Here is a 12,842-nt window from a genome sequence, read left to right as displayed (position 1 = left end):
TCAATAAATAACATTCGATGGAAATTCCAAAACCCCTCTGTCGAAATCGTTTTTTGTAAAATATTTTTAGTGTTTAAACTTGTCTATACAATAAAAAAGATGCTGTTAGAACAGCACCTTTCAACATGTTATATTTTATATAAGAGTACAAAATGAATCATTTCTTACCTGGCCGACCAGACAGAAGTTTACTACATGATTGGCACCTGTTTATTTCGAGCTACCATAGGCATGAGTCTCCTGACCTTTAACTCCCGGTCTGACGACAAACAGTGAACCCGCATCCGGCGTCTCTTTCAAACGTTCTTCCTTAATCCCTATACGTGCTGTTGTAATGTAAAGTTCTTCGAGATCCGGTCCGCCAAAACAGCAGGAGGTTACCTGATCTGCCGGTATATCAATCTGTTGCAACAGTTCTGACGTATCCGGGTTCCAGCGAGTGATTCTTCCTCCGCCCCAATGTGCAACCCACAGCATGCCCTCACCATCAACCGTCATGCCATCCGGAAAACCGAATTCCTCCGGTATATGAATGACACTTGTCCGATTCTGTATCGTACCTGCTGTGAGATCAAAATCAAACCGGTCAATCGAACGTGTAGGAGTATCAATATAATACATGGTCTTCCGATCCGGACTCCAACCCAGACCGTTGGATGTAGATACACCTTGTACCATCGTGCGAACAGGTTGTCCTTCCTCCAAACAATACAATGATCCGGCTTTGCTCTCATTATTCATGCTCATTGTGCCTGCCCAGAAGCGGCCCTTCGCATCACATTTTCCATCATTAAAACGATTGGTATCCTTGTCTTGTTCAGGGTCTTCAATGGCCTGCAGCTCACCCGTAAGCAAGTGAAACGTATGGAATCCACTGCGTAAAGCAACCACAACTTCGTCACCCCGATAGGGAACAACAGCCCCGACATGTTCACCGACATCATAAGCCTGATCCTGCCCCGTAGCCGGATCATAGACATGCACCTTGAAGCTCTCAATATCTACCCACAATAATCGATTGTTCTCCGCATCCCAGCTTGGGCCTTCCCCCAGTAATGCCGGGGTGTGTACGGCTACAGTTACCTCGCTCATGCCATCACGTCCTTATTCAGATTTGACGCCGCCTGACCATTCGAATCCGATGGCATCCAAGAATGCTTTGGACAGTACCATATGGCCTGTTGCATCCGGATGTACCCGGTCATAAGTCAGCACAGACGTATAGAAATGATCCCAAAATGGAGCAAATGCAGCCTGTGTATCCACATACACCGCATCATACTCGCTGGCAACCCTGCGTACCGCTTCTCCGTAGATATCCATCGTGGCCCGCATCGGGTCTTCCGGATTGGCCTCAAGGTAATACGGCGTCATCAGTACCAGACCTTTCAGGTTGGGACGAACCGAAGCCACCAGTTCACGCAATGTGGATTCGTATTCTTCAAGAAACACATGGGAGTCTGTTGAGAGTGGGTTATCAAACTGACGCCATACATCGTTAATACCGATCATGATTGTGAGCCAATCCGGTTTAAGGTCCAGCACATCACGATCCCAGCGCTGTTTCAGATCACGAATCGTATTCCCACTATTACCCACATTCTGGACACGCAACATCAATTCCGGATAGATGGATCGCAACAGGGCATAGACTTGCGCTACATAACCATGGCCCAGACCTGAACTTCCTTCGCCTACAGGATGTTCCCGACCACAGTCCGTGATCGAATCGCCGATAAACAGAAGCTTATCATTTTTCTGCAATTTCATCGTCATTTTCTCCTTCGCTCTAAAGCGCTAGTATCATTACCAGCCTTGATTTTTAAGCCAAGTCAAGCATAGATCCGACCATACCCGAACCGCGTGGTTGTCCTCAGCCAATCCAAGACCATGTGAACCTTTTTCAAAAACGTGCAAATCATAGGGAATGCCATGCGCACCCAATGCAAGTGCGTAACGCAAGCTATTCTCTACAGGCACTGCCTGGTCATCGCTGGTGTGCCAGATGAACGCTTCAGGAGCATCCGCTCTTACCTGCTGCTCCGCGCTGAAAGCCTTGATCTGTTCGGAAGACGCGTCAGAGCCAAGCAAATTCTCACGGGAACCGGCATGTCCATAGGACTCCATCGTAATGACCGGATAACAGAGAATAACTCGATCGGGGCGTGAACTTTGGCGTTCAATGAGGTCCTCATGGTCCGGTTGTCCTTCGTCATACAGCGTTCCCAGTGTCGCTGTGAGATGTCCACCTGCGGAGAAACCAAGTACTGCAATCTTGGCAGGATTGATGCCGTACTGCTCGGCATGCGCACGAACATAACGTATGGCACGCTGACCATCTGTTATCGGTGCTGGATGCTGGTGAGGTGCCACCCGATATTTCAGGACAAATGCACTGATACCTGCACGGTTCAGCAATTCGGCTATTGGAGCACCTTCATGATCAGCCAAAAATCCATAGCCACCACCAGGGCATACAATGACAGCGCTCTCGGAACCGGGCTGAATAAATGGAATCAAATGTGGCATTTCGTCTTCATGGCCCTGGGCTGCATAAGGTGCAGCATGATCCCATAAGGGTATCGTAGTTGTCATCTTCAATCATCCTCTCCAAGTAGAACGGATACTAAGTGTCCGTTTAAACGTTTTCGAATCTCAGGAATCGATACCATCATAACGGTAATGACCCTAAGGCATCAATACCTTCCTGGCATCACTTTTTGTTCATTTGGATACATGTTAGTACAAATTACGGAACTGTTCAGGAGTCACCCCCTCAATCCTGCGAAAGGTGGCAACAAAATGGCTTGAATCCCGAAAGCCAACCCGAATCGCAGTTTCCCTAATCGTCAGGGCGGTATCCCCGGTCATGATTTCCTTGGCTTTGCGAATACGCAGCAGAATAAAATAACTGTAGGCTGTCATGCCAAAAGATTGTTTAAACAATGTATTTAGATGTCTGGATGAGATCTCCGTTACGGCAGCCATATGTTCGAGCCCAATCTCGGGATTCGCATAATGCTGTTCCATGAATGCAATGAGCGGAGCGAGTCTCTCCACGGCATGTGAGATGGAAGAACGATTGCCCGTCATGCCATGTTTTTTGAGCAAAATCAGAAATCGGTATATATCCGCTGACGCTTCGAGTCCCGACAAATCCTGATCACTTCTGATTGAATCCAGCACTTCCTGGCCGTAATCGTTGAACGAACTGCTCTGCTCCCACTGATGGAACGCCGCTTCACCCAGACTAAGTGACTCCAAGATTGCCGGACACTGGGAACCGCCAAATGTAATATAAAGGGTCTCCCACTCTCCTTGGGCACGCACATATTCATGCGGTTCATTCGGCGGCAGCAAAATACCGGATGCTTCCCCCAGTATGACCGTGGAACCGGCAAACTTGAATTCTCCGGCTCCCTTCACGGTCTGAAGCCAGTGGTAACAGGGATACCCCACAGGTCTGGACACCTTCTCCTGATTGCCGTTATAACCCAGGCTCTCAATATAAAGAGGCAGCGGCTGATCACGTGATGTCATGAAATATCGTTGATGTCGGGGGGAGATAAACATGGGTATGCCTCCTTGGGTATAAGCTGAAATACACTTCCGTATTCTTATATCAATCATTACTTTTATTATATTTTAAAAGTCATATGTATCATATAGTATAGGATTATTCTTATACAAGAGGTGAACACATTGATTAGCAGCAAACTGCCCAAAATGTTCTACGGGGGCGATTACAACCCGGAACAGTGGGATCACGAAACCCACCTTGAAGACCTGCGCATGTTCCAACTGGCAGGCATTGATATTGCCACAATCAACGTATTTTCATGGGCACTGATTCAGCCTGATGAAGTTACTTACCGTTTTGAAGAACTCGACCAACTGATTAATCGTTTATATGAAAATGGTGTCTATATATGCCTTGCAACAAGCACGGCTGCCCATCCGGCCTGGATGGCAAAGAAATATCCAGATGTGCTTCGTGTAGATGCCGATGGACGCAAACGCAAATTCGGTGGGCGACATAATTCCTGTCCCAACAGTCCGACCTATCGCAAATACGTCGAGAAGATTGCGGATAAACTGGCCGAACGATACAAGGATCACCCCGCAGTTCTCGTATGGCACATCTCCAACGAATATGGCGGTGAGTGCTACTGTGACAACTGTGAGAAAGCGTTCCGCGTGTATCTCAAAGAACGCTATCAGACGCTGGAAAAGGTCAACAAAGCATGGAACACAAATTTCTGGGGGCATACCTTCTACGATTGGGACGAAATTGTATTACCGAGCAACCTGAGCGAACACTGGGGCAACAACAATTCAACGTTCCAGGGAATCTCACTGGACTACTCCCGATTTAACTCCGACAGCATGCTGGATTGTTATCTGTTGGAATACGATGCGATCAAAAAACACATCCCGGAATCCGTTGTTACTACCAATCTGATGGGATTCTTCAAGCAATTGGACTATTTCAAATGGGCAAAATATCTGGATATCGTCTCCTGGGACAGTTATCCTGGTCTCGCAACACCCGTTAGCTTCACAGCAATGGCTCATGACCTTATGCGCGGACTGAAAGATGGTCAACCGTTCATGCTGATGGAGCAAACACCAAGTCAGCAGAATTGGCAACCTTATAACTCACTGAAACGTCCAGGTGTCATGCGTCTGTGGAGTTATCAATCTGTTGCGCACGGGGCCGATACGATCATGTTCTTCCAGCTTCGCCGTTCCATCGGTGCCTGTGAGAAGTATCATGGTGCAGTTATTGAGCATGCTGGACACGAGAATACACGTGTATTCCGCGAAGTCGCTGAGCTGGGCAAGGAATTGCAGCTCCTTGGTGATACCACGCTGGATGCATCTGTTGAATCCAAAGTAGCGATTGTGTTCGACTGGGATAACTGGTGGGCCATCGAAAAATCAAGCGGACCTACAGTTGCCCTGAACTATGTGGATCAGATCCATAAATATTACGCAGCCTTCTTCCGCCGCAACATACAAGTAGATATCATCAGTGTGGATACGGATATGAGCAAATACGACATTGTCCTTGCCCCTGTTCTTTACATGGTTAAACCAGGGTTTGCCGCCAAACTGGAGAAGTATGTTGAAGCGGGTGGAACATTCCTGACGACCTTCTTCAGTGGCATTGTGAACGAGAACGATCTCGTGACTACAGGTGGATATCCGGGAGAACTCCGTAAACTGCTCGGAATCTGGGTGGAAGAGATTGATGCCCTGCTGCCTGAGCAAAAGAACCGTATTGTCCTCAAAGAAACCTACGGTGATCTTGAAGGAGAATATGGCTGCGGTATGCTGTGTGACCTGCTGCACAGTGAAGGAGCCGAAGTCATCGCGGAGTATGGAGACGACTTTTATAAAGGCATGCCTGTTGTGACACGCAATACCTTTGGTCAAGGTGAAGCCTGGTACGTTGCATCCGACCCGGATGAACGTTTCCTGGATGGTTTGCTGGGACAGCTTGCAGCAGCCAAGAACGTAGATTCCCTGCTTGAGACACCGGAAGGTGTTGAAGTAAGCGCACGAACCAAAGACGGCAAACCCTACCTGTTTGTCATGAATCATAACGCAACCACGCAATCCTATGATCTCGGTAGAGCCAAGGCATATGATCTGCTCACCAATCGCGAGCTTTCGGGAAATGTTGAGATTGAAGCCCGCGGGGTGCAATTACTCGAAATGAAATAAGCGATTTCGATTAATTGTAATAATTCGGAATAACACCATGCGATAAAAATGCCCGCGATACAAAGTGTCACATATTCATTCCTTTTATACTTGTTATTGTCGTCAGCAAGGATATTGGTATAGATTTCATACCTTTATCGTCTTCTGCAAGTCAAAAGCTGCTACTTCCCGTATCCGTCTACACCGGATGCGGGTTTTTGGCATTATCTGTAGTCTTTTTGATAGAAGGAAATATCAGTATGCAAAGCGAATTGGACGAGACACACATTTTAACAATGCCTGCCGGAACATGCTGTGAACTATGTTGCTGATTAATTAAAAAATTATGAACAGCTGAAATATTGGTGACACTCATGATGTCACTTATTCGTTGTTACAATAGAAATATAACTACGACATCACTTTCCGGCGGCGCAAAGATCGAAACGGAGTGGCTGACATGAACAGAACAAATCGGCTTGCTGCCATCGTAATGGCATTACAGCATGGTCACGAAACGGCACACTCATTAGGCGAGAAATTTGAAGTTTCCCGTCGCACGATTCTCCGGGATATTCAGTCCCTCTCCGAGATGAATGTGCCCATTATTGCCATTTCCGGTCCGGGAGGCGGTTTCAGACTTATGGAAGGTTACGTATTACCCCCCTTACAGCTGGACCCGGTAGAGGCAGCGACGCTCATATTCGCTCTTGAGGGTCTGGGTCGTTACGCGGACACACCCTTTCATGAGAAACGCTGGACCCTGATGAACAAAGTTAAGGCCATCATTCCGGATGATATCATGTCCCGGATTGATCCCATGCTCAAACAGCTGCATCATCATATTCCAGACCGCAATTACATTCTTCCTCATCTGGACGCACTGCTGGCATGCATACCCGAACACGGGTGGATTAGTGTGCTGTATCGCTCAGCATCGCGTCAGCGATGGTTGCATATCTGTCCCACACGGGTATATGCTTCCTCCGGCTTCTGGTACTGTGAAGCATATTCCATCGAACATGGCGAACAGCGTCTGTTCCGGGTTGACCGAATTATCGAAGTCAAGGCGATTGAACCACAGGATGCACAGGTGCTTCACGAACAGGCGGAGCAACAGCAGAGCAAGCCGATCCCTCCAGAACAGCCACCAACCCTGATTAAGGCACAACTGAGTTATCGGGGAATGATTGAAGCTGAACAGGACGAGCATATCGGTGAAAAGATGATTGAAATTGCCCCAGATCTCTGGGAATTATCATTCCTTTGTCCACCAGGAGAATGGGACTGGGCCGTACGATTCTTTTACCGATTGGGACGTGAAGCCGAAGTGATCGAACCCCTCCAACTTCGCAGCGAGATTCATGAGCATGCCGAGGAAGTGAGCCAAAGATACCTTACTTCAACTAAGTCGTAGCCTGAATACACACAAAAAGGAGCCTACTGTTATCATGACATATGAAGCCGTTATAACGTACGAAGAAGCAGTACAGCGTATCCAGTCCATAGGGCTGCTGCCTCTGGCACCACTATTTGCCGAATATCCTTCTCTGTCATCGCTAACCCCCAAAGAACATTGGCACAAGGATGATGAACTCGATCCCTGGTTATGGCGTTCACGCCTGGCTGAAGAGGGCATTGCTGCATATGGAAAGTTCGTCAAAAAGAAAGCGCTTCTTGTCTCATCTGAATACTTCCCTTGGGTACACCGACTGCTTGCCGACTCCAGAACCATCAAGGAACAGTATGAAGCGGGTCTGCTCTCCCGTGAAGCGTTCAAACTCCATGCGTTAGTTGCAGAACAGGAAGGCATCGATGGACGTGCCTTACGATCACAAGCCGGTTTCGGGGCAAAAGAGGACAAAAAAACATTTGACCGTGGACTTCTGGACCTTCAAGGGTGTGCAGCCATTGTGATTAGTGGAACCAAAGAAAAAGAGGGACTTGCAGAAGGCAAGGTCGCATGGAACAGCTCCGCATATGAGACTGCAGATCACTGGATGCAACGCCATGGCATTAAACCTTTTGAAGGCAGCGTAGAAGAAACACGTGAACTGCTGGTTACGCAACTACAGCAACATACTTCACCCGCCGCATTATCAAGCATCGCCAAAGCACTTGGCATCCGTGGAATCTAAATAAAGCCAATCCCGGTTGTAGTGCAAATTTCAACCGGAATTGGCTGTGGTTCATCATATAATGCAACCCAGACGATTAAAAGCTCCATCGACAATGGATTTAGAGAATTACGCCATCCTTGAATATGGCAATCTCCCGGAATCCATGCTGCTCACTGAGTGTATGTGACCGCCCAGAAGCAATGTCAATCAGCTGGCTGAACAGCTGTACTTTGACCTCATCCATCGTCTGCCCCTCCAACAGCTGGCCTGCGTTGAAGTCAATCCAGTGTTTTTTGCGATTCGCCAGATCGGATTGGGTCGCAATCTTGACGGTAGGTACCGGACCTCCGAAAGGTGTCCCCCGCCCTGTTGTGAAGAGTACAATATGTGCGCCGGCCGCAGACAGTGCCGTTACAGATACCAGGTCATTACCCGGTGCTTCTACAATGTTCAGACCGGTTTGAGTTACACGTTTACCATAACGCAGAACGTCGACTACGGAAGAACGTCCTCCCTTTTGCGTACATCCAAGTGACTTTTCCTCCAGCGTTGTAATGCCGCCAGCTTTATTACCAGGTGAAGGATTCTCATAGATGTTCTGGCCATGGTTCACAAAATATTGCTTGAAGCCGTTCACGAGGTCCACCAAATCGTGAAACACCTGCTCATTGGCAGCCCGGTTCATTAAGATCGTCTCCGCACCAAACATCTCCGGAACTTCCGTCAGAATAGCCGTCCCCCCGGCAGCAACCAGCATATCAGCAACTGCACCGACCAGCGGATTGGCTGTAATGCCAGATAAACCATCGGAACCGCCACACTTCAAACCAATTTTGAGTTTACTGAGCGGAAGCGGCTGCCGTGTTTCATGTTCAACGATCTCCACAAGTTCTTCCATCAGTCGAAGCCCTTCCTCAAGCTCGTCATCCGTTTCCTGTGCTTTGAGGAACCGTACTTTGCCGCGGTATTCCGGAGCAATACACTCACGGAATTCATCGACCTGATTGTTCTCACAGCCCAGACCGATGACGAGCACGCCTCCTGCATTCGGATGCTCCACCAAGGAGGCCAGCAACTGTTGTGTATACTTCAGATCATCGCCAAGCTGTGAACACCCGAATGGATGCGGAAAGTGAAATACACCATCTACCCGGCTTTCAAACTGGGACTGACCCATACGTGCCAAAGCTTCACACACTTTATTGATACATCCAACCGTATTCACAATCCAGATCTCATTACGAATACCTGCTTCACCGTTGGGGCGCAAATATCCATCGAATGAGCGCAGATGTTCCGGAGGCATGTCCGTCTGAACCTGAGCTCCCGGTTGATACTCATATTCAAGCAATCCGTGCAGCCCCGTCTTCAGATTGTGACTATGAATCCAGCTTCCCTGCTCGATCTGCTCTTGGGCAATGCCGATGGAGAAACCGTACTTCATCACATCATCACCTGGCGCCAGGGTATGCACAGCAATCTTATGCCCCTTTGGTACGTCATCCAGCAGTGTTAAGGAAACACCGTCCGGCAGTGTAATGCGTTCTCCTTTGACATAGTCCCGAAGCGCTATAATGACATCATCCTGCGGTTGAATGGCAATCCAGTCATTGATTGTACTTGTTGTGTTCATTTCCCTTCACCTTCCAACAATCCGATTTCACGAACAAGTGCTGCACGCAGCCCTTCTCTTGCATCCAGATTTTCGCCCCAGATCAGGGTATTCGACAACACAGCCGCTACCCGGTTATCCAGTTGCTTCTGATTCCTGTCAAGCGTGTCATAACCTTCCCAGTGTGCAGCCATAGCAGCCAGGACATCCGGGTCATCCCGCAGCAGAATGTCATCCCCATTCAGTCGTTGTGTCTTGTAACCTTCTGGCGTATTTACCGGACGATAGAGACACAATAATCCAGCAAACCCTTGAATTAAACGTTCTGGCCAGCTTCCCCGATTTTGCTCATAAGACAAAAGTGTCGGCAGCACACGAACCTTGAATTTTCCGATTGTATTCAAAGCAATATCTTGCAATTTGTGATCAATATACGGGTTAAGGAACCGTTCGAACACTTCTTCCGCATACTGATCCAGCTGATGATCGGGCATATCCAGAGCAGGCACGATCTCCTGATGCACAGCTTCCCTGATCCATGAGCCAAAATGCGCATCTTCCATCGTTTCTCTCACATGCTGCTTACCTTGCAGAATGCCGAGGGATGACATTAAGGTATGTGCCCCATTTAAAATACGAACCTTGCGTATCTGAAAAGGCTTCAGATCTTTAACCCAATGTACATTCAGACCTGCCTGCTTGAGAGGAAGTTTTTTGTCCAATGATTCATCACCCTGAATGGCCCAAAAATGATATGGCTCTGCCGTATTAATCAGCTGGTCTTCATACCCCCAGCGATTCGTCAGGGAATCCGCTTCCTCCTGGGTCGGCGCACCTGTTACGATTCGGTCTACCAGATTGTTCAGGAAGTGATTATGGTTCTCGATCCATGAGCGGAAGCCATCGGAATACCCATAATCCTCACTGTACCGGAGGACACAACTGCGCAGCACATCACCATTTCCTTCAAGCAGCTCGCATGGCAGATGAATCAAACCTCTGGATGGATCACCATCAAATTTCAAATATCGCTGATGCAGGAAAACCGTTAATTTCCCCGGAAATGATTGAATGGGTTCACCCTCGATATAGTCCGCATACGTATATTTCAATCCTGATTCGGTTGTATTGGAAATAACGAACTCAAGTGAAGGCAGTTCCGCCAAGTTCAGAAATTCATCCCATTCCTCATACGGATTAATACACTGTGAGAAAATGGAGATCAACTCTGTCCGCTCAACCGGCTTCCCTTGAGACAGACCACGCGTAATCATCGTATATAATCCGTCCTGATCACGAATCTGCTCCAGCTTGGCTTTGCCTCCCGGTCGTGGTTGGGTAACAGCTACACTTCCATGGAATTTGCCTTGTCTGGCACTCTCATGAAGCATCCAGTCTGCAAATCCCCGCAAGAAATTACCTTCTCCGATCTGCAAAACCTTCACGGGACGCTCCATAATCTCCTTGCACTTGCGCTGACCATCGCTCCCCAGTAAATTCAGCTTCAACCTTGGCCGTTTCGTGCTTGCCGACATGGACACTCACCTCATCGATTATTTGTACTCTCGGAATGCAGCTCAAAGGCTCTGCACCCTTTTATTGTAAACGCTTTAAATTCATTGTATCATCAATAAAAGGAAATTAAATTGCTTATAATGTGGTAAATATACTCTCTCATGACCAGGTATAACATCTCGTTGAAGACAATCGTCTGGAAAGGAGTCTTATGGAACGTTCACCTGTTCGTACGACTATTCAAGCAGAATCCGGTATTCCGTTCCGCCTGGTGTACAGCGACACCAAATCCCCTCAGAACGAATTGCCAGATCACCTTCATGATTGGCATGAGATCATCTATGTATATCGTGGTCAGGGCAGCATCTTTATTGATACGGGACTTGAGAATATGCAGGAAGGAGACCTGTTCATTATACCGGGCAGTACGGTTCATCGAGCCTTGCCTGATGCAGGAAACCCGGTCACATCTTCCGCATTGTTTTTCAGCCCGGGCTTGCTGGCATCCACCGCCGGAGGCGCTGCTTCTTCCTTGCTAAGCCTGTTTGAACGTTGTCGTAGACAACGCGTGTATAAGAGACATCTGAACACAGAGGAGCAATCACAGGTGGCCGCCCTTATTGATGATATTCAGACCGAATTCCAGCTCGGTCATCATCTAAGCGCACATGCGGCCCTGTTAAGGCTGCAACTGTTACTCATTTTTCTGGAACGTCTGGAAGCTGCGGGACCTGCGAATCCGGGCAAATCCGCTCCGGGTCCCTCATGGCTCTCTTCGACGATCTCTCATATTGACGATAACCTTCGGAATGGTCTTTCCCTCCATGAACTGGCGCAGTACGCCTCTGTATCCCCTGCCCATTTCAGTCGTGCCTTCAAACGATACACGGGAATGACTCTGACGGATTACGCTTTAGCTCGAAGGGTTATTATGGCGAAAGAGTATCTAGTGCAAGGTGATGAGACGATGGCAGCCGTTGCCGATGCTTGCGGGTTCGACAGCCTGCCCCACTTTTACCGTCAATTCAAAAAATTAACCGGCACAACGCCCGCAGCTTACCGCAGAACCATGAACAGTTCACGTTAAAATAGAACCAGCCGTGGCTTAGGTCCCATGCTTTAATCATATATATCCACATATTCTTCCATATGGAAGATGTGGTATGATAATCTCGGTTTGTATTACATCATAAATGGAGTTGAACCCGTGCTTATTAAATTTCTTATCTTTGGCCTTTTATGGCGGATTGTAGGTAATCCGTTCATTGCCATCCTCATTTTGCTCGTTATACTGTATTTCCTGGATCGTCGTTACGTCGGGGTGTTCCCAAGCTTCACGAAACCTCTCAAGCGTATGCGTAACATCTCCCGGCTTCGGCAACAGCTTGCCATGAGTCCCAATGAAGTTTCTTCCAAGCTGGAACTGGCTCGCCTGTTAATTGAGCGCAAGCGTTACAATGAGGCACATGCGTTATTGCTTGAACTGGAACGCCCATACGAACAATCGGCTGAGTACTGGGAGGCATTAGGGACGACTGAGCTTCATCTGGGTAACATCGAAAAAGGCGAACGTCATATATTACAAGCCCTCAAGATCAACCCCAGAGTCAAGTACGGACGTCCGTACCTAACCCTTGCTGGAGCCTTCAAAGATACACATGAAGACAAGGCGCTGGATTATGTGCATCAGTTCCAGGAGATTCATTCCTCTTCCAGTGAAGCATATTATCTGCTCGGCTCGGTTCACCGTTCCCTTGGGCGTAATGCAGATGCGAAGCAGGCCTACGAGCAATCGTTGAACGTTTATCGTTCCTTGCCCAAGTACAAGAAACGTCAGGAGCGCCGCTGGGCTGTCCGCAGTTGGTTCCGCAAACGTGGATTGTAAT

General features: G+C 48.1%; 11 protein-coding genes. 5 read left to right on the top strand and 6 right to left on the bottom strand.

The features are described 5' to 3' along the window. Positions 1-210 precede the first annotated feature (210 nt). From ABTV53_RS10120 to ABTV53_RS10105, 4 genes are all read right to left on the bottom strand, one after another. On the bottom strand, positions 211-1,092 hold the full coding sequence (locus tag ABTV53_RS10120; RefSeq protein ID WP_433752706.1) for an SMP-30/gluconolactonase/LRE family protein: 882 nt from the start codon (positions 1,090-1,092) through the stop codon (positions 211-213). A 12-nt stretch (positions 1,093-1,104) separates the two neighbouring features. Then, positions 1,105-1,770: an SGNH/GDSL hydrolase family protein gene (locus tag ABTV53_RS10115; protein ID WP_433752705.1), complete on the bottom strand. Its 666-nt coding sequence runs from the start codon at positions 1,768-1,770 to the stop codon at positions 1,105-1,107. Positions 1,771-1,806: 36 nt separating this feature from the next. Beyond that, on the bottom strand, positions 1,807-2,595 hold the full coding sequence (locus ABTV53_RS10110; protein WP_433752703.1) for an alpha/beta hydrolase: 789 nt from the start codon (positions 2,593-2,595) through the stop codon (positions 1,807-1,809). 144 nt (positions 2,596-2,739) lie between these two features. Beyond that, the gene (locus ABTV53_RS10105; RefSeq protein ID WP_433752701.1) at positions 2,740-3,573 is read right to left on the bottom strand and encodes a helix-turn-helix domain-containing protein; all 834 of its coding nucleotides are present in this window, start codon (positions 3,571-3,573) and stop codon (positions 2,740-2,742) included. A 129-nt stretch (positions 3,574-3,702) separates the two neighbouring features. Here ABTV53_RS10105 and ABTV53_RS10100 point away from each other — a divergent pair, with 129 nt between their 5' ends. From ABTV53_RS10100 to ABTV53_RS10090, 3 genes are all read left to right on the top strand, one after another. Then, complete coding sequence (locus ABTV53_RS10100; protein ID WP_433752699.1) at positions 3,703-5,730, top strand: beta-galactosidase; 2,028 nt, start codon at positions 3,703-3,705, stop codon at positions 5,728-5,730. A gap of 439 nt (positions 5,731-6,169) precedes the next feature. After that, positions 6,170-7,126 carry a helix-turn-helix transcriptional regulator gene (locus ABTV53_RS10095; RefSeq protein WP_433752698.1) on the top strand — a complete coding sequence of 319 codons (957 nt, stop codon included), beginning with the start codon at positions 6,170-6,172 and terminating at the stop codon, positions 7,124-7,126. 34 nt (positions 7,127-7,160) lie between these two features. Further along, positions 7,161-7,847 carry an AlkZ-related protein gene (locus tag ABTV53_RS10090; RefSeq protein ID WP_433752696.1) on the top strand — a complete coding sequence of 229 codons (687 nt, stop codon included), beginning with the start codon at positions 7,161-7,163 and terminating at the stop codon, positions 7,845-7,847. 100 nt (positions 7,848-7,947) lie between these two features. Here ABTV53_RS10090 and ABTV53_RS10085 read toward each other — a convergent pair whose 3' ends face one another. Next, positions 7,948-9,462, bottom strand: a complete 1,515-nt coding sequence (locus ABTV53_RS10085; RefSeq protein WP_433752695.1) for a UxaA family hydrolase — start codon at positions 9,460-9,462, stop codon at positions 7,948-7,950. After that, positions 9,459-10,976: a tagaturonate reductase gene (locus ABTV53_RS10080; protein ID WP_433752693.1), complete on the bottom strand. Its 1,518-nt coding sequence runs from the start codon at positions 10,974-10,976 to the stop codon at positions 9,459-9,461. Before ABTV53_RS10080 ends, ABTV53_RS10085 begins: the two co-directional genes overlap by 4 nt. A 191-nt stretch (positions 10,977-11,167) precedes the next feature. On the opposite strand from ABTV53_RS10080, the gene ABTV53_RS10075 reads away from it, so the two are divergent. Both ABTV53_RS10075 and ABTV53_RS10070 read left to right on the top strand, forming a co-directional pair. Then, the gene (locus ABTV53_RS10075; protein ID WP_433752691.1) at positions 11,168-12,043 is read left to right on the top strand and encodes an AraC family transcriptional regulator; all 876 of its coding nucleotides are present in this window, start codon (positions 11,168-11,170) and stop codon (positions 12,041-12,043) included. 120 nt (positions 12,044-12,163) lie between these two features. Further along, complete coding sequence (locus ABTV53_RS10070) at positions 12,164-12,841, top strand: tetratricopeptide repeat protein (RefSeq protein WP_433752690.1); 678 nt, start codon at positions 12,164-12,166, stop codon at positions 12,839-12,841. Position 12,842: the final 1 nt, after the last annotated feature.

Source organism: Paenibacillus amylolyticus, from assembly GCF_050990605.1.
Lineage (GTDB): Bacteria > Bacillota > Bacilli > Paenibacillales > Paenibacillaceae > Paenibacillus > Paenibacillus amylolyticus_H.
Note: the sequence above shows the minus strand (reverse complement) of the source record. Positions and strands in the feature narration are given on the sequence as shown.

Bases quoted from the DNA above. Each gene is read 5' to 3' on its own strand.
- ABTV53_RS10120 (WP_433752706.1), bottom strand. From the start codon at position 1,092: ATGAGCGAGGTAACTGTAGCCGTACACACCCCGGCATTACTGGGGGAA.
- ABTV53_RS10115 (WP_433752705.1), bottom strand. From the start codon at position 1,770: ATGAAATTGCAGAAAAATGATAAGCTTCTGTTTATCGGCGATTCGATC.
- ABTV53_RS10110 (WP_433752703.1), bottom strand. From the start codon at position 2,595: ATGACAACTACGATACCCTTATGGGATCATGCTGCACCTTATGCAGCC.
- ABTV53_RS10105 (WP_433752701.1), bottom strand. From the start codon at position 3,573: ATGTTTATCTCCCCCCGACATCAACGATATTTCATGACATCACGTGAT.
- ABTV53_RS10095 (WP_433752698.1), top strand. From the start codon at position 6,170: ATGAACAGAACAAATCGGCTTGCTGCCATCGTAATGGCATTACAGCAT.
- ABTV53_RS10090 (WP_433752696.1), top strand. From the start codon at position 7,161: ATGACATATGAAGCCGTTATAACGTACGAAGAAGCAGTACAGCGTATC.
- ABTV53_RS10085 (WP_433752695.1), bottom strand. From the start codon at position 9,462: ATGAACACAACAAGTACAATCAATGACTGGATTGCCATTCAACCGCAG.
- ABTV53_RS10080 (WP_433752693.1), bottom strand. From the start codon at position 10,976: ATGTCGGCAAGCACGAAACGGCCAAGGTTGAAGCTGAATTTACTGGGG.
- ABTV53_RS10075 (WP_433752691.1), top strand. From the start codon at position 11,168: ATGGAACGTTCACCTGTTCGTACGACTATTCAAGCAGAATCCGGTATT.